The organism is Stenomitos rutilans, assembly GCF_059505485.1.
Genome location: NZ_JCACKR010000173.1, coordinates 98406 through 117334, shown reverse-complemented (window position 1 = coordinate 117334; position 18929 = coordinate 98406). Strand labels below are relative to the sequence as shown.

At 51.8% G+C, this 18929-nt stretch carries 17 protein-coding genes and 1 pseudogene; 7 read left to right on the top strand and 11 right to left on the bottom strand.

Annotated elements, in window-relative coordinates; genetic code table 11:
- Positions 1-8: 8 nt before the first annotated feature.
- The 5 genes and pseudogenes from pgsA to AC5JLP_RS35010 all read right to left on the bottom strand — a co-directional run bounded on the left by pgsA (position 9) and on the right by AC5JLP_RS35010 (position 4693).
- The gene (gene pgsA, locus AC5JLP_RS35030) at positions 9-557 is read right to left on the bottom strand and encodes a CDP-diacylglycerol--glycerol-3-phosphate 3-phosphatidyltransferase (RefSeq protein WP_496072507.1); all 549 of its coding nucleotides are present in this window, start codon (positions 555-557) and stop codon (positions 9-11) included.
- A 28-nt stretch (positions 558-585) separates the two neighbouring features.
- A pseudogene (locus tag AC5JLP_RS35025) lies at positions 586-774 on the bottom strand (hypothetical protein); the annotation flags it as partial.
- 751 nt (positions 775-1525) lie between these two features.
- Positions 1526-2245: a DevA family ABC transporter ATP-binding protein gene (locus AC5JLP_RS35020; protein WP_496072506.1), complete on the bottom strand. Its 720-nt coding sequence runs from the start codon at positions 2243-2245 to the stop codon at positions 1526-1528.
- Between the two features lie 31 nt (positions 2246-2276).
- Positions 2277-3509 (bottom strand): ABC transporter permease DevC, encoded by a 1233-nt coding sequence (devC, locus tag AC5JLP_RS35015; protein ID WP_496072505.1) that lies wholly within the window; start codon positions 3507-3509, stop codon positions 2277-2279.
- Complete coding sequence (locus AC5JLP_RS35010) at positions 3506-4693, bottom strand: HlyD family secretion protein (RefSeq protein ID WP_496072504.1); 1188 nt, start codon at positions 4691-4693, stop codon at positions 3506-3508. The genes devC and AC5JLP_RS35010 overlap by 4 nt, the downstream gene beginning before the upstream one ends.
- Positions 4694-5219: 526 nt before the next feature.
- On the opposite strand from AC5JLP_RS35010, the gene AC5JLP_RS35005 reads away from it, so the two are divergent.
- Complete coding sequence (locus AC5JLP_RS35005; protein ID WP_496072503.1) at positions 5220-5369, top strand: hypothetical protein; 150 nt, start codon at positions 5220-5222, stop codon at positions 5367-5369.
- Positions 5370-5533: 164 nt separating this feature from the next.
- Here the strand turns inward: AC5JLP_RS35005 and AC5JLP_RS35000 are convergent, their stop codons facing one another.
- Entirely contained in the window at positions 5534-6106 is a 573-nt protein-coding gene (locus tag AC5JLP_RS35000) for a hypothetical protein (protein ID WP_496072502.1), read from the bottom strand.
- Positions 6107-6911: 805 nt separating this feature from the next.
- Between AC5JLP_RS35000 and ypfJ the strand changes: the two genes are divergently transcribed.
- Positions 6912-7766 carry a KPN_02809 family neutral zinc metallopeptidase gene (ypfJ, locus tag AC5JLP_RS34995; protein WP_496072501.1) on the top strand — a complete coding sequence of 285 codons (855 nt, stop codon included), beginning with the start codon at positions 6912-6914 and terminating at the stop codon, positions 7764-7766.
- Between the two features lie 72 nt (positions 7767-7838).
- On the opposite strand, the gene AC5JLP_RS34990 is transcribed toward ypfJ, so the two are convergent.
- Complete coding sequence (locus AC5JLP_RS34990; RefSeq protein WP_496072500.1) at positions 7839-9668, bottom strand: hybrid sensor histidine kinase/response regulator; 1830 nt, start codon at positions 9666-9668, stop codon at positions 7839-7841.
- A 263-nt stretch (positions 9669-9931) separates the two neighbouring features.
- Between AC5JLP_RS34990 and cysE the strand changes: the two genes are divergently transcribed.
- The 4 genes from cysE to AC5JLP_RS34970 all read left to right on the top strand — a co-directional run bounded on the left by cysE (position 9932) and on the right by AC5JLP_RS34970 (position 13394).
- Complete coding sequence (cysE, locus tag AC5JLP_RS34985; protein WP_496072499.1) at positions 9932-10744, top strand: serine O-acetyltransferase; 813 nt, start codon at positions 9932-9934, stop codon at positions 10742-10744.
- A 323-nt stretch (positions 10745-11067) separates the two neighbouring features.
- Positions 11068-12000, top strand: a complete 933-nt coding sequence (locus tag AC5JLP_RS34980; RefSeq protein WP_496072498.1) for a LysR substrate-binding domain-containing protein — start codon at positions 11068-11070, stop codon at positions 11998-12000.
- Positions 12001-12343: 343 nt separating this feature from the next.
- Positions 12344-13078: a hypothetical protein gene (locus AC5JLP_RS34975; protein ID WP_496072497.1), complete on the top strand. Its 735-nt coding sequence runs from the start codon at positions 12344-12346 to the stop codon at positions 13076-13078.
- A gap of 25 nt (positions 13079-13103) precedes the next feature.
- Positions 13104-13394: a hypothetical protein gene (locus AC5JLP_RS34970; RefSeq protein ID WP_496072496.1), complete on the top strand. Its 291-nt coding sequence runs from the start codon at positions 13104-13106 to the stop codon at positions 13392-13394.
- 128 nt (positions 13395-13522) lie between these two features.
- On the opposite strand, the gene AC5JLP_RS34965 is transcribed toward AC5JLP_RS34970, so the two are convergent.
- The 3 genes from AC5JLP_RS34965 to AC5JLP_RS34955 all read right to left on the bottom strand — a co-directional run bounded on the left by AC5JLP_RS34965 (position 13523) and on the right by AC5JLP_RS34955 (position 16292).
- Positions 13523-14296 carry a glucose 1-dehydrogenase gene (locus AC5JLP_RS34965; RefSeq protein ID WP_496072495.1) on the bottom strand — a complete coding sequence of 258 codons (774 nt, stop codon included), beginning with the start codon at positions 14294-14296 and terminating at the stop codon, positions 13523-13525.
- A gap of 169 nt (positions 14297-14465) precedes the next feature.
- Entirely contained in the window at positions 14466-15188 is a 723-nt protein-coding gene (locus AC5JLP_RS34960) for a gamma-glutamyl-gamma-aminobutyrate hydrolase family protein (protein ID WP_496072494.1), read from the bottom strand.
- Positions 15189-15443: 255 nt separating this feature from the next.
- Complete coding sequence (locus AC5JLP_RS34955) at positions 15444-16292, bottom strand: M48 family metallopeptidase (protein ID WP_496072493.1); 849 nt, start codon at positions 16290-16292, stop codon at positions 15444-15446.
- Positions 16293-16538: 246 nt separating this feature from the next.
- Here AC5JLP_RS34955 and smpB point away from each other — a divergent pair, with 246 nt between their 5' ends.
- Positions 16539-17006, top strand: coding sequence for an SsrA-binding protein SmpB (gene smpB / locus AC5JLP_RS34950; protein WP_496072492.1), 468 nt, complete (start codon positions 16539-16541; stop codon positions 17004-17006).
- Between the two features lie 11 nt (positions 17007-17017).
- On the opposite strand, the gene AC5JLP_RS34945 is transcribed toward smpB, so the two are convergent.
- The gene (locus AC5JLP_RS34945) at positions 17018-18499 is read right to left on the bottom strand and encodes an IctB family putative bicarbonate transporter (RefSeq protein WP_496072491.1); all 1482 of its coding nucleotides are present in this window, start codon (positions 18497-18499) and stop codon (positions 17018-17020) included.
- Positions 18500-18929: the final 430 nt, after the last annotated feature.

Genomic DNA, 18929 nt, shown 5'->3' with positions numbered 1-18929 from the left:
CAATTTATTCAGGCTCGGTTCAAACCCTCCGCAGTTTTGCGGTTTTGAGGCAGCAGGTAAATGACACCAGAGATCAGGGTCAGCGCTACAGACACCCAAAAAGCGATGAGTGAAGGAAGCACCCAGGTTTTATCTAGTGGCACTATGAGTAGCCCGATCGCTACAATTTGACTCACCGTTTTCAGCTTGCCCCAGAGGTTTGCACCCTGAATCGTCGTGCTACCTTGCAGACTGGGGTTCACGCGCCAACCCGCGATCGTTAGTTCCCGCGCCAGGATGAGAAACACTCCCCAGGCAGGCACCTGGCCTAGCTCCACCAGCGACAGCAGTGGCGCTAAGACTAATAGCTTGTCAACCAGAGGATCGAGGAATTTACCCAATTCTGTAACCTGATTTAGTCGGCGAGCCAGGTAGCCATCCAACCAGTCTGTACCTGCTGCCAGTAAAAACACCACTAGCGCGATCCAGCGCCAGGTCATCGTTGGCTCATGCAACCCATACAGCAGCAAAGGCACTGCCAGCAGACGAGAAACCGTAATCCAGGTTGGTAAGTTCATGATGAGCGCAAGTCTAAAGCCTAACGTCTCAGTCTAGAGGATCGGTACAGAATTCAGGAAACAGCGGCATGAGCCGTTCCTCGAAATCTCCTAAGAGGTGGAGAGTAGGCACGACCGCCATGCGACGCAAATCAAATAAGTTTTTGCGGAGCGTCAGGGAGCGCGAACGGTCTCCCTGCCACCGGGCAATGTGAGCCAGTGTCTGTTCCACGGCCACGTCGATTGCTTCATCGTCCGATGCGCCTGTCCAGGCTTGCACAATCATCGCTAATGCTACTTGAGCAGTCGGGACGGGCGGCTGTCCCACCACGCTAGCGCCATAGAGCGCGTTCAGTTCAGGTTGCAAATCGGCGTCAAAGAACTCGTGCCGGATCGTGTGCAGAAACACGAAGCGTTGGGCCCGTTTGATCCGTTTGACGCTCCTTTGCTCTGCTGCACGCAGTTCAATCATGGGTGTCCACGGGGGAGGCTGCAGCCACGAATTCGCCTTGTCGCGAGGGATACCCTGATCCTCTCCAAACTTGGCTGCCCCTTCTGTATTCATCCATCCTGATTCTGTATCGGCACTCTAGGCATGCTGATTTGGCAAAATGGCGCTGACCTCGATCCTGATATGCTGTACGCCATTGTTTCTGGAAGTCCGATTCCAACTTATTCTAGAGTTATCGCATTGTAAGAGCGGCGATCGCAGCGCACGAATGAACTGCCAGATGATCCGATACGCAGGGAGAGGTGAGGGAATTGGAAGAAGGGTGTGGGAGATAATCATTCTCCTGATAGAAGACGATCCTGAAGATGGCTACGTAGTAAGAGCAATGGGCGAATCATTTTTACGCAGGCTGACAGCAGTGCAGAGCTACGAGAACAAGTACGCGATGCTGTTCATTGTCATTATCCCAACGCACAAAACCGCCCTAAGCTAATTCGTCGTCTCCACCCATTACCCGAATCTTCACTTACGGGCGGGACTATGCGGGAGCGTTCACCAGTTTTCCATCTTCCATATAGATAATGCGATCGGCCACATCGAGAATCCGATTATCGTGTGTCACCATCAGAATCGTGCAGCCCTGATCCTTAGCGAGGTTGTGCATCAGATCCACCACATCACGCCCCGATTGTTTATCTAGGGCAGCGGTGGGTTCATCGGCCAGCACAATGCTGGGATGGCTGACGAGGGCACGCGCGATCGCTACCCGTTGCTTTTGTCCGCCCGACAGGTTTTCAGGATAGTACTGCGTCCGCTCCTCTAAACCCACCAGAGCCAACATTTCCAAGGCACGATCGCGTCGTTCGGTGCGTGAGTAAAGACCGTGTACTTCTAAGCCCATCATCACGTTTTCTTCAGCAGTCAGGCTGCTATGCAAATTGTGCGCCTGGAAGATGTAACCACACGAGCGACGCGCTTCCACGGCAACGGTCTTTGCGGCTCCTACCAATTCTGTATTCAGGATGCGGAGACTGCCGGATTGAGGCGATCGCAAGCCACCCATGAGTGACAGTAAGGTCGTCTTTCCTGAACCGGAAGGGCCTGTGAGAATCACAATTTCACCCGCAGCAAGGGTCAGATTAATGTCAAACAGCACTTGCTTGCGGAGTTCACCTTTGCCGAAGACGTGATCCAGCTTTTCAACAGCGATCGCGGGGTTAACTGCTGTCGAGGGCTTGCTGTCAGTGGTTAAAACCATATGCATTCTCCTCCTGAGAAAAGATTGGCTCTTAAAAAATATCGGCAGGATCAGCCGACTGCACTTTGCGCGTGGCAATCATGCCAGAGGCCGTACACATCAGCAGGGTGAGCAAAAAGACAAAAGCCAAGCGACCAAGGGTCATAGCGATTGGGAGAGACGCTGCACTCCGGAGTAGGGCATACTGTGCGAGTGCCAGTCCCAAGCCTGGGAAGAAGCCCAACATGGCGAGAATAACCGCTTCTTCAAACACAATCAGGAGCAGATAGCGATCGCGGTAGCCCATCGCTTTGAAGGTGGCGTACTCGCCGAGATGTTCATTCACATCGGTGGAAAGAATCTGAAAGACAATAACCGTGCCGACAACAAAAGCCATCACGGTACCAAAGGAGAACACAATGCCGATCGGCGTTGTTTTTTGCCAATAGGCTTGCTCGATGGCAACAAATTCTTGTTTGGTAGAGGCGATCGCATCGGGTGGCAACATCGCTTTGATCTGGGTTAATACTTGCTGTGGATCAGCATCTGGTTTGAGTTTCACTAGCCCTAGTGTGACTTGCCCAGCACCGCGTTCAGGGAAGAACCGCAAGAAATTTTCCTGACTCGTAATCAGCGTGCCATCGCTGGCAAAGGAGGCACCAAGCGAAAATAGCCCCACGACTCGAATGCTACGTCGCTCAATTTCAGCTTTAATCGGTTGCCCGGTTTCGGCTTGAGCAATGATTTCTTGATAGTCGCCTCTGGCTAAGCGATCGAATAAGAAGGTATCTGGCTGCTTGAGCTTGCCAAGGTTTTGATTGATTTCAGGCACATCAAACGCGGGGCGATCGAGGCTCTGACCCACCAGGGTAAGCTGCGTCTTGCGACGGGTCTGTGGGTTCTTCCACACTTTGGTGGCAATATACAGTGGCTCAACCGATGCCACTCCCTCTACGGCTTGAATCTGGTACAAACGACGACGCGGAAACGTATTCGCAACGCCCAAATCTCGATACTGAGCGCTGCGAATCACAATATCGGCAGCCACACCGCGATTGAGCAGGGTATTACTATCAAACAGCGCCGCCTGAATGCCCAATTGAGCAAACATCAACAGATCGGCAAACCCAATACCAGCAACGGCAACCGCCAATCGCGCTTTGTTCTTTTTCAATTGCAGCCAGCCCAGCGGTGTGCGGTCTTGCCAGCGTTGCCACAGATGACGGTTGGGTGAAGACTTTTGGGGTGCTGGCTTTACGTCCTGCCTTGGTGCGGTGAGCGTCATAGCTGAATTTCTCCCGTCACTTGCAGGTTGGTTAGCCCAGCTACTTTTGGCTCAGAGGCGGCATCCAGTTGCACCCGCACTTCAACAATGCGGGCATCAATATTGCTGGAGGTATCTGAATTCACCACGTTCTGGCGCTTCACTTTCACACCCACTTCTATGACCTTGCCGGAGAGTGCCTCCGGGCGACTATCGGCATAGAGTTTAACGGCTTGCCCGGTTTTCACGTTGCCAATATCGGTCTCGTAAACCTCTAATAGCGCCGTCATCTGGCTTGTGCGCCCTAATTCTACAATGCCATCGTTAGAAACCAGTTCACCAGGACGCGTATAAATCTCCAGCACCGTCCCATCTTGAGGCGATCGCACCACTGATAAATCCAGTTCAGCTTTGGCTTTTTGCACTGCCGCGATCGCCTGATTTACCTGTGCCTGTGATGCAGCAATATCCACCGGACGCACTTCCGCAATGCGATCGAGAGTGGCTTTGGCAGAGATGAGTTCGGGCGATCGAGTGGTTTGAATGCGCTGTAGCACTGCCTGCGCTTCTTGTAGGCTCCGTTGGGCGGTTGCCTGTGTTAAGACCTTACTATCTCGCTGAGAAGCTGAGGTGGCACCAGCTTGATAGAGTGACTCATACCGTTGTACCTCAGCCTGAGCGTTTTGCAGTTCTGCCCGCAGTCGATCTACAGTGGCAGCTTGCGCTTGCGCATCGCCCTGACGCTGGGCTTCAAGGCGGACAATCTCGGCTTGTTGCGCGTTCACCTCACCGCGCTTTGCTCCTGCTTTTACCACGGCTAGATTTGCCTGGGCAACGTTCACTTGCTCTTGCGCTTCTATGAGGGCGGCCTGAAGGCGATCGTGATTATCCAAACTGGCAATCACTTGCCCCGCTTTGACGACATCGCCCTGTTTAACCAGAAGGCGATCAACACGGCTCATGCCACCCGACGCACTCGGCGCTGAAAGTTTGATCACTTTGCCACGCGGCTCTAAATAGCCTAATGCCGTGACGGCATGCACACTGGGAACGACCTGCTCTGTCTTGGCGGCTTGAGCCGAAACGTGCGATCGCCAAACTGTATAAGCACCCACTCCGCCTGAGACGCTGATAGCAGCGATTAGCAGTAGCTTCAAGGGCGGCAAGCGCTTACGGCCTGCATCGATCATGCCACTCTCTATCATGACAGTTTTCCTAATTAACTTAAGTTGACTAAACCGTTTAGTTAAACTCTGTAGCTAAACTAAACCACTTAGTATAGTTTGTCAAGCGTCTGATTTGTTGAATTAAAAACGATCGCAGAGGCGTATAAGCCGCAAAGGTTGGTTTCTAGGGTTTCTGCGTCTCGGTAGTAGATTACAAATATGCAACTGAATCTAAGGCACGATCTTTAGAATGAGTGAATCATTGCAGGGTTGAATGGCACTGAAATAACAATCCGAACTGCCCCCCGCCCCAAGTTTGGGGGAGCCAAACCTCAGAGTCCCCCAAATTTGAGGGATTTAGGGGGCGACCAGGGTGAAGCATGTCCTTAAGTCAGCGCCATTCATTGCAGGGTTATTGCTTGGCTAAGCCACAGTCCCTTGAGAATGGGTGTGGGTTAAGTGCCGAGCGTAGTAAATCTAGCTGAATGATGGCTGTCGTTGCTTCGTTGGAAACGGTAGTAATAGCTTTGACTTCTGTGAGCAATCACTATGACAAGCAATAACCATGAGTGACCGCGTGCAATGGCAATCAGTATTAGATTGCTTGGTGAACCTGCAAGCCAATCACGATCGAGTTTGGTTTGAACAACAGCGGGATGATTATCAGCAGGCCAAGGAGCAATTTATCTATTCAATTTGGTCATTGGTGAACTGAGAACAAACGCGTGACTGCCAGACCCAACGCACCGTGAGTGTAATGACTACGCTTGCCAAGCTTGACCCACAGTGGGTCGGCGTTTAGTGTGTGATGCGCATCGAACGGGTTGGGACGAGAGCACAATAGCGCACTACATCCACGATCGGTGAACGATAACCGACTTACGAAGGTTGGAAAATCGTCTTCCAGGCTTTAACGGTATCTTTGCCGATTTCTGTATCCTTCGTCTTGCCGTCGTTCCAAATGAGCCGGATCGCAATGTTTCCTGATGGGGCCGTTGCAAGCGCAGTGGCTAATTCGGGTAAGACAGGGCCACTGGTGTAGGTGTAAACCTTGCCCCCAATCGCCAAACTGATCGAGTCAGGCACGCTTTCAGTCAAGTAATAGCGGTAAACCGGGTCACCGCTTGAAAACAGCCCCAAACCAAGCCCAAATCCTCTGCTACGGTGACCAAACCCAAACCCAGAGTAGCCAAAGCCAGCATCATAACCAATGAGTCTTGACCCGACGCGATTGTAGGTCACGCCAATGCCGTTCTTTGACCAACTGCTAACAAAGACAAACCCCCGATTGTAGTTGCGATCGTACACAATTTTGCCATCAAAGGGATTTTCGACCACCTTCGACCACGCCACGTTGTCACTTGCATCGACTGTCGCTGGTTGCACCGCCAGAGCAGGCATTGCAGTGCAAATGGTGAAGCTTAGTCCCAAGCCTATTAATTGCCACTTCACACGCAGACCTCCGTATCCTCTTGCTGTGATTGCTGTTAAAGCTGAAATTGATTCGGTAGATGGAGCCATATCCAGGCTCATAGAACAATCCGTTGTTCAGAGCGACCTGAAGCTCAGGGATCGCTCATAGCTCTATTGTGAAAGATTTGCTTTCATCTCGGCAATACCGGGAGAGGGAAGTAGGGGGAGACAAGGGAGCAGAGGGAGCAGGGGAGGTAGGGGAGCAGGAGAGGCAGGGAGAGCAGAGGGAGCAAGGGGAGGAGAAGTTTTGAGTTTAGAAAATTGAGCTTATACCGATTTAAAGAATGACGGCTACAGATCAATCGGTGGGTAGGGGCAAGGCAATGCCTTGCCCCTACAGGATGTGTCGCATTTTCATTCAAATTGGTATTAAAGGTTGAAACGTCGAGCTTTGAACTCGAAGGGTGGAGCTTTGAACTCGAAGGGTGGAGCTTTGAACTCGGAAGGCGGAGGTTTGAACTCGAAGGGTGGAGCTTAAAGGTCGGAAGGTGGAGATTGGAACTCGAAGGGTGGAGCTTAAAGGTCAGAAGTTGGAAGGTGGAAGGTGGAAGGTGGAGCTTAAAGGTCGGAAGGTTCAGTTAAAGGTTTGGAACCTAAAAGCCTGGAGCGTTACCGTCTGCTGCCTGCCTTCTGCCTTCGGCATCCCTTGCGCCCTGCTCCCTCCGCTCCCTACTCCCCATCCGTCCCACCCTAAAGTTGTCTTGTTTCTCAAGGTTCTGGTAGCATTTGAACCAGAGGCCACAGCCCGCTTGCCAGCTTAAACACACAACACGGGGAAGACGCTATGAAATGGAGCGACATGCGCCGCAGTGGCAACGTGGAAGATACGCGCGGTGGGTCTGGTCGAGTTCCTGGTGGGGTTGGTGGTGCAAGCATTGGCGGTGTTGTGATTGCGGTTATTGCAGGCTTGATCTTTGGGGTGAATCCCTTAGAAATCCTAAGTTTGATGCAAGGAGGAGACGTCGGCCCGGCACCGCAGCAGCAGGGAAAACCCATTCAAGATCGAGATTCAGACTTTGTGAAAGCGGTTTTGGGTGATACGGAGGATACGTGGAGCCGCGTCTTTAAGCAGCAGTTAGGCTCAACGTATGAACCACCGAAGTTGGTTCTATTTAGCAACAGTGTGAATTCGGCTTGCGGTTTTGCCAAAGCGGCAACTGGGCCGTTTTACTGCCCTGGCGATGACAAAGTGTATTTAGATATGAGCTTCTTCCGGCAGATTCAGGCTACGGCTGGTGCGGATGCTGATTTTGCTCGTGCTTACGCGATCGCTCATGAAGTGGGGCATCACATCCAGAACCAACTCGGCATTTCTACCAAAGTCAGACAACTGCAAACCCGCTCAAACAAAGCAGCAGCAAATAGTTTGTCTGTCCGTCTTGAGCTTCAGGCCGACTGTTTTGCAGGCATTTGGGGCCATTACACGGCTGAGCGTAACTTAATCAGTGGGCAAGATGTGAAAGGGGCGATGGATACAGCCGCACAGATTGGTGATGACTATTTGCAAAAGCAATCTAGTGGCTATGTAGTGCCAGAAGCCTTTACGCACGGGTCGTCTGAACAGCGTGTCTCGTGGTTTTCTCGTGGTTTGAAGTCAGGCAGCATGAAGCAATGTGATACGTTCAGCGCTAACCAATAGTGGGTGCCGATCGTCTTTACCATGCAGCGGGTTTTCCCCTAAAGCGCTTTGCTACCGCATTCGTACAGCGGGTCAATTTATCGTGGTTGATGTGGACGACTGACGATCGATATCCTGTAGTTCTGGCACGGTACTACTGCTGAGCGGTATCTGTACTGTAAAGGTCGTTTTTCCCTTGATGCTTTCCACTGTAAGGCTTGCCCCAAGACGTTCTGTGAGCTTTTTCACCAGCGCCAACCCTAAGCCAGTGCCCCCCTGTTGCCACGGATCATGCTTGGGAATGCGATAAAACTTGTCAAAGATGCGCGACTGTTCGCTAAGTGGAATCTCAACTCCAGTATTGGTGACGCTGATGTGAAGGGTGTCTATCGCTTTTGGCGTCTCGGCCTCTTCTGCCGCGACAACGCTGGCTGCAACAACGATCGATTCTCCGGTAGGCGTATATTTACAAGCATTATTGAGCAGCTCAGCCAGAATTCGCTCCAGATAAGACTGTTCTGTGAACAGTGGAGGTAAGTCAGGAGCGATGTCGAACTGCAACCGTTGCTGCTGGCTGTGGGCGCGATCGACAAACGGCTTGGTCAGGCTTTGCACCCAGGGTTCTAATGCAACTGCAGTCAAAATCAACGGCTCGATGTCACCATCTAGACGGTTCAAGTCGAGCAAATCGGTAATCAGGTCAATTTCTCGTTGGCACTCATCTTGCAAAATTTTGAGGTAGCGATCAACGTTGCTCGATCGTGGCTTTGGCTTTTTCTCCACGTCTTCTGGTTGCGGCACTTCTGGCACTATCGAAGTAGCCGTTGCGGGCGATGGATCAGCCGCTTTGAGGCTAATTTCGAGCATGTGCAGCGCCATTTTGATGTTTGCCATCGGGGTGCGTAACTCGTGAGAAACCGTGCTGAGAAAATCATCCTTAAGATGGTTTAGTTGCTCTAGCTCAGTGACTTGAGTTTGCAGAGTTTGATAAAGACGAGCCTGCCGGAGCGCGATCGCGCACTGGTTAGCCACCTGTTGCACCAGGCGAATGTCTTGTTCGGTGAACGCATATTCACTGGGGTTTACCAGCCACAGGTCGCCCAGTACACGCTGATCATCCACAATGGGGCAAGCCAGCATCACGACCCGTCCCCGATGTGAGTTTGGTAACAAGGAACAGAATTGAAAGTACTGCCCGTGCAGGAGTTGATGATAGCCCTCGGTAAAGTTGTTCATGTTGAGCACTCGCCCCTGTATGGGGGTAAGCGAAGCCGCGTATTCATACTGCACGGTGGCAGAATGCTGCTCCAGATCGTAGAGCGCGGCATTACAGCTTCTGACATCAACCGCGATCGCAAGCTCCTGTACCGCCACTTGCAAAATTTGGGTTTCATCCAGGCTATCGCGGACGCGATCCGTAATCCGTTTGAGCGTTGCTTCAAAATCGAATGCCAGTTGTAGTTGAGCCGTTCGCGTTGCCACCTGGGCTTCCAGGTCAAGACTGTATTGGTAAAGCTGCCGTTGCAGAGTTTGAATGGTCAATTGATGCTCAACGCGGGCCAGCACTTCTTCAACGTGAAACGGTTTGGCAATGTAGTCTGCGCCACCCACCTGAAACGCTTTGACCTTATCGAAAACGCCATTCAGCGCGCTTAAAAAAATGATGGGAATCTCCCGCATGTGCGGCATGACTTTTAGCTGCTGGCACACTTCATACCCATCCATGTCTGCCATGCGAATGTCGAGCAAGACCAAATCGGGTGGTGCTGCCTGTACTGCCTTGAGCGCCAGTTTGCCGTTGAGCACCTTGCGCACGGTGTATCCCTCGTGAGTGAGTAGAGCCGACAAGACACGCAAATTGTCTGGCACATCATCAACAACTAGGATGGTTCCTTTGGTAGCAGACTCACTGTGACTACTCATTCAGATTGATCAGGCCAAGAGGGATGGTAGTAAGGCTGAAACTTCTTTATCAGCTTAGCGTTAGCTTGCCCAAGAATGTGGCTTTTCCAAAAGAGATGGTGAGTCAGTTGATACCACTTTAAAGATCGATTTGTTTAAATGTCGTGTCTGCTTACAACCCCTTCCAGCTCAGACTGTGGCGCGGTCAATTTGTAATGCCCATTCATGCAATGCACTCAAACGTTAAAATAAATAGGATTTGTATTGGGAAGGGTTTGTCTCTTGTGCTAACTACCCTCATGGCCGATTTTCGGATTATTTTTGAGCGTGATCCGGCTGCCCGCAACTGGTTAGAGGTTTTATTCTGTTATCCAGGGTTGCAGGCGCTGGTGTTTCATCGCGTCTCCCACCAGTTATATCGCCTGGGTTTGCCGTTCATTCCTCGCCTTATATCACAACTGGCGCGCTTTTTGACGGGCATTGAAATTCACCCTGGTGCTCAAATTGGGCAGGGCGTTTTTATCGATCACGGTATGGGGGTTGTCATTGGCGAAACCGCGATCGTCGGCAACTACGCGCTGATCTATCAAGGTGTGACATTGGGTGGAACGGGAAAAGAGACTGGTAAACGTCACCCAACCCTCGGTGAAGATGTGGTCGTTGGCGCTGGTGCCAAAGTGTTAGGCAACATCGAGATTGGCGATCGCGTCCGCATTGGCGCAGGTTCGGTTGTGCTACGTGCGGTGCCACCAGATTGCACTGTGGTGGGTGTGCCCGGTCGCATTGTGCATCGGTCTGGCGGTCGGGTTGATCCTCTAGAGCATGGACGGCTACCCGACTCGGAAGCGCAAGTCATCCGTGCCCTGGTTGATCGCATCGAATCCTTGGAACAGCAGCTTCAACTCGTACAAACCAAGCAGTCGCTGAATGACTCTTTGTTGCTGGTTTCAGCCACCGCCAGAACATCCAGCCTGAATGGTAATGAGTCGCACACGGCTGATTGCTCTGAGACTCAAGCCGTTGCCGATGCCGTTTCTCGTAGTTGCCGCATCCGAGACAAAGTGATTGAAGAATTTCTAGACGGCGCTGGCATTTAGGACTGTTCCGCAAGCAGACCAGAACGTAGGCCAGCCAGAAGCATTAACGTCGCCACGATCTAGGCGCGATCGCGCTGCACAAAGGCGAGTAGCGCCATCACAACGCGTGCGATTAGGGTGGCAAGCAGCAGCATTACCCCAAGCTAGATCAAGCCACGATCGCGTCCTGACAATATGGCTGCGATCACTTCGTCAGGCGTGCGAAACAAAGCCAACAGCTTGCCCCAATCCAAGCTGACTTACTGATAGAATCAATCATGCTTGGTTCTAAAAACGATAACTACAGTTGATTAAATTAAGCTGCACGAGTGGAGGAGCCATCGATGGCAGGAATGACCCTCGAACAGTTGCGTATTTTTTTGGCTGTAGCGACTCATCTGCACTTCACCCGTGCGGCAGAGGCGCTCTACATTACTCAGCCTGCGGTCAGTGCCGCCATTCAAAATCTAGAAGTAGAGTATTGCGTCAAACTCTTCCATCGAATTGGTCGTCGCATTGAAATTACCGAAGCGGGCAAGCTACTTCAGATTGAAGCCCAAAAGGTACTGGATCAGGTGTTGCTGACCGAGCGAGGCTTGCGAGAACTCAACAACTTACAGCGCGGTGAATTGAAGCTAGGATCAAGTTTGACGATCGGCAACTATTGGCTCCCTGAAAAAATCAGTTACTTCAAACGTAGTCATCCAGGCATCACAGTGAACTGTACGCTGGCGAACGCCAAGGAGATCTACGAAGGTACGGCCAGCGGACTGTTTGATCTGGGGTTGGTGACGGGCGATGTTGATCCCGATCTCCAGGCAGTTTTGGAACAGGAGGTTGTGGGGCACGATCGCCTGCAAATTGTCGTTGGTACATCCCACCCCTGGTTTGAGCGTGCGAGAGTCACCGTGAAGGAACTAGTCGAAACGCCCTGGGTGATGCGTGAACCGGGATCTGGCTCACAGCAGATGTTTGAGCAAGCAATCCAGCGATGGGGTGTTGAACCGACTGATCTGGATGTAGTTTTAGTGTTGAGCAGCAGCGAGATGGTTAAAGCCGTTGTGGAAAGCGGTGTTGGCGCAGCAGCGATTCCCGAACTTATGGTGCAAAAAGAACTACAACTGATGACGCTACGGGCCGTTTCGATTGTCAATAGCCGCAAAGGATCGGGCACGGCTCTCGACATTGTGCAACCTGTGTGGAAGCTCAAACATCGACAACGGTTTCAAACCCAGCTTGCGATCGCTTTTGAGCATGTCTTATCCCCTACTCCATAGCGCGTGCTCTTACATCTGAGCAAACCTCATGTATTGAAGCATTGCGATGTCGCGGTCTTCACTCACATACAGTTTCTTTAATTGAAGCCGATAGCAGCCAGTATCTAGCCTTTAGAAGAACTTCCGTATTGCTTCCTGCCTTTTACACAATCGTTGACTCCTGCTTTGCTCGTGAAACCGATGACTTGAACTCTTCACGCCTGACGCTCACTCCTAGCCCTGCTTCTAACGGCACCGCTAGGAGCAGGTCACACGGCTAGTTAAACGCAATCCCATTGCTAGCAACTGTGCTCAAAGGCTTCAGAAAAGGGCACCTTACTGTATGTACTTCACCTCTTGCCCTATGCGCTCCAAAAGTCAAAGGACGCTCATCCGCGGTAGCGCGATCGTCAGTTTGTTCTTCCTGTTATCAGCTTGCTCGACTCGCCAGCCTTCCCCCTCAGCGACCCTTCCTCCAGTGCCCGCAGCGTCTGCTCAACCCGAAGCGAAGCCAAGCACGATCATGGTGCCTGCAACAACTGCCAGCCGTGATCCATTTCCCAAAGCGGAAGACAAAGCCATTAGTGCCGCCAATCTCGCTCGCAATGCCTCAACAGTTGAAGACTGGGATTTAGTCAGCAGCAAACTACAGCAGGCGATCGCGTTGATGAAGACCGTACCTGCTAGTAGCCCAAAGTACGCGATCGCCCAAAAAAATCTGGCAACGTATCAGCAGCAGTTGAAAATGGCCCAACAGCGCCACCGAACGATCGCCACAGCCAGTACCCCAAAAGCTAGCGCACCACAGGAGGGTAAACCGTCTCTAGCCGTTGCGACAGCAGGTGCGCCCGCGCTCTCAGGTGGGGGTAGCTTAACTGGGGCAAACTTTAGCCGCATTGAACTTGGCATGAGCCCCGATGAAGTGCGATCGCTCCTGGGTCTGCCAACCCGTGAAGAGGGAACGCCACCCACCTTTTCCTGGGTTTGGGACAGTGCTGATAAGAAGACAATGGTTAGTATTGAGTTTTACAACAATAAAGTCTCAGGAAAAACGTGCGTTACATCTAGTTCGACTATGAAGTGTGTTTCTAAAGCGTAAGAATTTGCTAAGGTGATCTGAAACTATGCTTATTGCTAAGCTTTTGCTTGTCATCAGCCTCTTAGTTGTTTACCTGGCAGCTTGCTTTTTTCTTCTCGCTGATTCTTTCCCGCCTGTGTGTGGAATGCTTTTTGTCGCTCTTCATGCGATCTATAGCTGGTGCATTATTTGGTTTTACGCCTACCTGAAAGTGCAAAACGGCGGTAACTTGGTCTACCTTCTTATCCCTATACTTTCAACAACTTCAACGCTCGGTATTGCAATCTGGCTTATCTTTCGCCCCGAAGCAACATTAAGAAAGCGCTTTCAACGCTAGGACGAGATAAAAAAGTGCACCTGGAAGCTTGCTCCCACAACTTTTGCTCCCAATCTCTAAGTTTTTGCCGTCCGTTAACACTGCAATGATTACAGCCACTTTCAACGCTTTAGAAGGCGATCGACAGGTTACTCTGCTGTGACATACGCTGCCGTGATACCGCCATCGACCAAAAAAGTCGAACCATTCACAAACGACGACTCATCACTGGCTAGAAACAGGGCTGCATTTGCAATTTCCTTTGCCTGCGCCAGTCTTCCCGGTGGGATGTGAACCAACCGACGTTGACGGCGCGCTGGATCAGCCATCAATTCTGCTAACAGTGGCGTTTCCACAGGCCCCGGACAGAGTGCATTCACGCGAATGTTCTGACGCGCAAATTCAACGGCAATTTCCCGCGTGAGCGACAGCACGCCTCCCTTACTTGCGGTGTAAGCAGACTGAGACGTTGCAGCCCCAACCATCGCCACAAACGAAGCTGTGTTGATAATTGAACCACCCCCCGCGCGTTGCAACGCTGGAATGCCATACTTGCAGCCTAGAAAAACGCCCTTGAGATTTACGTTCATCGTCAAATCCCAGATGTCTTCTTCTGTCTCTAAAACGGAACCATCCGCAGGGTGAAAAATGCCCGCATTGTTAAACAGCACGTTCAGTTTACCGTAGGCAGTTTCAGCCGCTTCAACCATCGCTTTTGCGTCTACAGCCTTCGACACATCGGCACGCACAAAGGTCGCCTTGCCCCCGATCGCCTCAATCAGCGCCACTGTTTCATTGCCTCCAGTTCCGTTGAGGTCGCAAACAACAACCTGTGCACCCTCTTGAGCAAATAGCACAGCCGCTTCTCGACCAATGCCGCTGCCTGCTCCAGTAATCAAAGTGACTTTATTCTCTAAGCGCATAAATAAGTCCTTAACGTGATGTAGATTTTTAACGGGGAGAAAGGCAGAAGGCAGAGGGCAGAAGGCAGAAGAAGTTGTTAGTTGTTGGTTTTTAGAAGGAAGCTGAAAAGTTGACGGCTGACGGCTGACGGCTGATGACTGACCGCTCTTCCAACTCAACACTCGAAACTCAAAACTTTTCCATCCCTCCTCCCGCTGCTTCCACCAACGCTTGAAACAACCGTTGATGAACAGGATCATCGGGTGATAACTCTGGATGCCATTGGACGGCTAGTAGCCAGGGATGCTGCTGATGCTCCAGTGCTTCCACTAAGCCATCTTCTGCTTGAGCGATCGCCGTCCACCCATCTGGTACACCTTTGACTGCCTGATGATGCCAGGACACAACCGTGATGTCGGTTTTGCCTAGAATGCTTGCTAGCCGACTGTTAGGCTGTACCTGCACGTCATGGGGAATCGGGCGGCGAGGATGATCGAGCCGATGGTTGATCGTTTCGCCATATACATCGGGAACGTGGGTGATCAACCGTGCGCCACTAGCAACGCTGAGGATCTGCATGCCGCGACAAATGCCAAGCACGGGAATGCGAGAGGCGATCGAGGCTTTTGCCAGCGCCAGTTCAAACTCATCTCGTTCTGCATCCACCAGGTAAATGCTGGAATGATGCTCTCCGTTGTAATGCTGTGGGTCAATGTCGCCACCGCCAGAAAAAATGAGACCATCGACGATCGCCAAAAGCTGCTTGGGCGCAGGCTGATTGGGCGGTAGCAAAATGGGGATGCCGCCTGCAAGCTGCACCGCATCAATATAAGCGCCTGGAAGGTAGAATTCGCCAGCTTCGTTACGGCTATAGGTCGTGATACCAATGACGGGCAATCGCTGCTCGCTCAATCCCTCGTTGCTCCCAAAACACATGTCTAGGAATTAAGACTATCACCTCATGCCGGACTGTTGGCAGACCCCACAGCCTTTTGAGACAGTTTTTCCAGCGCCTTATGATGAGCTACGGTAAAAGCACAAAAAATTTAGGAGCCGGGAAAGACCATTCTCCCGACTCCTTCTGACGTGATTGACTCTTGCGTTGCTTGTGGAGTCGGTAACGTAACTTCTGAATTCTGGCTTCTGACTCCTATCTTCTAACCCCTATTACGACAGCGATCGAATTCTCGCCTTGTAGGAAGCATTATCCATTCCAGCACCATTTGCCATTGATGGATTTACAGACTGCTTCAATCGTGCAACGCGGTCAGCCGTTGCTGGATGGGTACTCAAGAAGGTTGGGGTTGAAGCCTGATTCAACAGCTTGCTCATGAAGGCAGGGGCCGCTGACTGGGCATACCCTGCTTTTCCCATCATCGTAATGCCTGCCTGATCAGCTTCATACTCAGCATTGCGGCTATGGGGACGGCTGAGCGCTAATGTGGTGCCAATGTTGACGATCGTGTTGCTGTTGACCTTGGCAAGGGTCGCAACACCCTGTAAGGTTGCTTCTTCTTTCAATTGGTTGACCAGATGCCGCCTGACAATATGCCCCGTCTCATGCCCAATCACACTGGCAAGCTGAGCTTCGTTATCGGCTGTCTTCATCAGCCCAGTCGTGACATACACGAAGCCACCCATCGTGGCAAACGCATTCACGCTCTTGTCTTCCACAATTTGGTATGTATAAGGAATCTGCGTCCGTCCGCTCTGTGCGGCCAGCCGTTGACCAATCTGGTTGACGTATTGATTTAGCTCTGCACCGCGGTAGAGCCGAAATTGGCGCGTGATGGTTTGGTCATTCATCTGCTTGCCGATCGCGACTTCTTGTTTATCAGACAGGTTGGCAAGCTGGATCACCTGTATACCACTGGGAATGACGCGGATGATATCGCCCAGAGAGATCGCCCGCACCAGAAGCGGTTGACCAAGCCACACGCTCAACGCGACAACCAGCGAAAGGAGCGGATAAACCCAGGGGGAACGACGAAAGAAGGATTCAGAGAGCTTCAACATGGCTAGATGATGACTGGCTAAATGATGACAATGAGGGAAAATGAAACGACATCGATCGTAAAACGGTTGAGCAATGACTGATCTTGGCTGAAACCGCGACGACAGTCAGCAAAACAAACCCACTCCTAACGTAGGCTATACCAGAATGCCCTGAGACGGGCGATCGTGAACCTAATGACCCTCAAAGCTGAGTTTTGTTCCACAAGCGAATAGCAGACCGCAGCCCAAAGCGCTAGAGTGAAAGGTATGGCCGACAACAACACAAGCTACAAAATCGTCAGCGATAACCGTCAGGCTCGCTTTCTGTACGAGATTCTCGAAACTTACGAAGCAGGCATCGAACTGATGGGCACGGAGGTCAAGTCGATTCGAGCAGGCAAAGTCAACCTCAGAGACGGCTTTGCGCTGATTCGCAATGGCGAAGTGCTGCTACTAAATGTGCAAATTTCCCCCCATCAAACGACGAGCCAAACCTTTAACCACGAACCGACGCGTACCCGCAAACTGCTGCTGCATCGGGAAGAAATTCGCAAGCTCATTGGTAAAGTCGAGCAGCAAGGGCTGACGCTGGTGCCACTCAAAATGTATATGAAGCGCGGTTGGGTAAAGGTTGATCTGGCGCTAGTACGCGGTAAAAAGCTGCACGACAAGCGCGAATCCATCAAGAAACGGGAAGACGAGCGCACTATGCAACGCGCCTTGAAGAATCTCTAAGCGTTTGCACTCTACTGAAGTTCTTGCACTTCGCTAGTGTCAGACGGCAGGGTGTAGTAGCTGGCAATGAGCGCCATCATGAGCCACCATAATGTATTGACTTGAGGACGATACCAGACGGTATCCACAAAGCCGTGACTGAGCAAGCCTACGAGAGTTGCGATCGCGCCCATGAGCCAGAACGCATCAACGTTCCTGGCGGCGCGTAAGCGTTGAATTTGTTGCCAACCTAAGTTAAACGCCACCAGTAGCAGCCAGAGAAAGCAGGTCAACCCAATGATGCCGGTTTCGGCCGCAATCTCAAGCGGAATGGAGTAGGCGCTCAGCGCACTAAAACGAGGACGCTGATAGTACGGATAAATGCTATTGAATGCCACGTTACCAGGCCCAATGCCCAGAATGGGGCGATCTTTGACCATCTCAAGTACCGCTGTCCAGACGTTGATGCGGTAGTTGTTGCTGCTGTCATTGCGTCCGCTAAAGATGCTGCTGGCCCGATCGCGGAGTGGCTCCACCACCAAAAAGGCCAACACAAGGACAGCGGCAAGGCTTCCTAAGCCGATCGGCAATGCTAGTGTGCGCCAAAAGCGCGGGAGGTATACGTTCCACCAATGAAATAGTAGGAGTGCCAGCACCAGAGACATAGCCGCAAAGCCAATCCACCCGCCCCGGCTTCCGGTGTAGTAAAGGCAAGTCGAGTTGACGACTACCATTGTGACTGCCAGTAACTTGGGTCCCCAACGCTGCCAGGCAAAGACGGCTACCAGGCTTAGCGCGATCGCAGGCAACAAGTACGCGGCTAGCAAATTGGGGTTGCCCAGGTAGCTGTACACGCGGGGTTCTTTTGCAGATGGCGAGGTTGGGTCAACCCAGGTTGCCAGCGCTGCCACCCCAGTGATTTTCTGTTGAATGCCGTAAATACTGACTAGCAGTGCGGCATGCAGATAGATGCCAATGATCCAGGCACGGACTCGGGGCGATCGCAACACCCGTGCCATCAGCGCAAAGAGAATCAAGTACAGGGTCAGTTTGCTCAACCCGGTGAAGGCGGCTCGCTTGACAGGAGACAGCGCTGTGGCGGCGGCAGAAATCCCCCAGTACAGCATCACTATAAGATGAATGGGGGTTGCCAGAACCGATAGGCGATTGCGCCCTGTCAGCCCAGCCCACCAATACGGCGATCGTGTCGGTGGCTGATCAGTTGATAACGACGGTTCTCCATCGATCGCTCCATCCGAAACGGTTAACAGCACCCAAAATCCAGCACAGGCAATCAGCAACACCGCCAGCGAATTCTTATCGTCCGAAACAAAGGGGGCGATCGCAAAGACCAGACCCACAAAAATCGCGCTCAACAAATCGCTCCACCGCAGCATGAAGCTACTCTGCCGCCAGCGACGTAACGGCCTCAACAGACGATTCAGGTAGCTAGCGCTCCGCCACTGGTGCAGTGACAGGGTAGCGAGCGTGAGTTGTTGCCAGAGAGAATTCATGCGTGCTGCCGATTAAGAGTCGTTTGAGGTTTATTTTAGGGGATAGGGTGAAGGTTGCGTTCCCAGTTTTACAGCAGTTCTTGATCGAGTAAGCCACAGTCTGACTGAGAATGGGCGCAGGGTTTAGGGAACAGGGTGTAGTGAATCTAAATGAAAACGGCTGTAAGAGGCAGCGCAAGGATCGATCATGAGCCAGTCTCACCCAAGAAGCCTATCATGCCTTCATTGCCCTCATTAATGATTGCCTGAGATGTTCTATTGCCTGAGATGTCCGCACCTCAGAGCAAAATGATACATTGATACTATGTTTTCTTCAACGCTAAGTCAGTCTAGCAACCGATCGCCCGTTCTCCACATTTAGCGTCGATTCTTAAGAAAAAACCTGGTCATGACGCTAACGATCGAGTAACCTGATTGGGTTCGCGTCATG

What these genes read in the sequence shown, in the direction of transcription:
- AC5JLP_RS35020 (WP_496072506.1), bottom strand. Translation starts at nt 2,245, where the DNA reads ATGGTTTTAACCACTGACAGCAAGCCCTCGACAGCAGTTAACCCCGCG.
- AC5JLP_RS35010 (WP_496072504.1), bottom strand. Translation starts at nt 4,693, where the DNA reads ATGATAGAGAGTGGCATGATCGATGCAGGCCGTAAGCGCTTGCCGCCC.
- ypfJ (WP_496072501.1), top strand. Translation starts at nt 6,912, where the DNA reads ATGAAATGGAGCGACATGCGCCGCAGTGGCAACGTGGAAGATACGCGC.
- AC5JLP_RS34955 (WP_496072493.1), bottom strand. Translation starts at nt 16,292, where the DNA reads ATGTTGAAGCTCTCTGAATCCTTCTTTCGTCGTTCCCCCTGGGTTTAT.
- smpB (WP_496072492.1), top strand. Translation starts at nt 16,539, where the DNA reads ATGGCCGACAACAACACAAGCTACAAAATCGTCAGCGATAACCGTCAG.
- AC5JLP_RS34970 (WP_496072496.1), top strand. Translation starts at nt 13,104, where the DNA reads ATGCTTATTGCTAAGCTTTTGCTTGTCATCAGCCTCTTAGTTGTTTAC.
- devC (WP_496072505.1), bottom strand. Translation starts at nt 3,509, where the DNA reads ATGACGCTCACCGCACCAAGGCAGGACGTAAAGCCAGCACCCCAAAAG.
- AC5JLP_RS34945 (WP_496072491.1), bottom strand. Translation starts at nt 18,499, where the DNA reads ATGAATTCTCTCTGGCAACAACTCACGCTCGCTACCCTGTCACTGCAC.
- AC5JLP_RS34975 (WP_496072497.1), top strand. Translation starts at nt 12,344, where the DNA reads ATGCGCTCCAAAAGTCAAAGGACGCTCATCCGCGGTAGCGCGATCGTC.
- pgsA (WP_496072507.1), bottom strand. Translation starts at nt 557, where the DNA reads ATGAACTTACCAACCTGGATTACGGTTTCTCGTCTGCTGGCAGTGCCT.
- AC5JLP_RS34990 (WP_496072500.1), bottom strand. Translation starts at nt 9,668, where the DNA reads ATGAGTAGTCACAGTGAGTCTGCTACCAAAGGAACCATCCTAGTTGTT.
- AC5JLP_RS34980 (WP_496072498.1), top strand. Translation starts at nt 11,068, where the DNA reads ATGGCAGGAATGACCCTCGAACAGTTGCGTATTTTTTTGGCTGTAGCG.
- AC5JLP_RS34965 (WP_496072495.1), bottom strand. Translation starts at nt 14,296, where the DNA reads ATGCGCTTAGAGAATAAAGTCACTTTGATTACTGGAGCAGGCAGCGGC.
- AC5JLP_RS35005 (WP_496072503.1), top strand. Translation starts at nt 5,220, where the DNA reads ATGAGTGACCGCGTGCAATGGCAATCAGTATTAGATTGCTTGGTGAAC.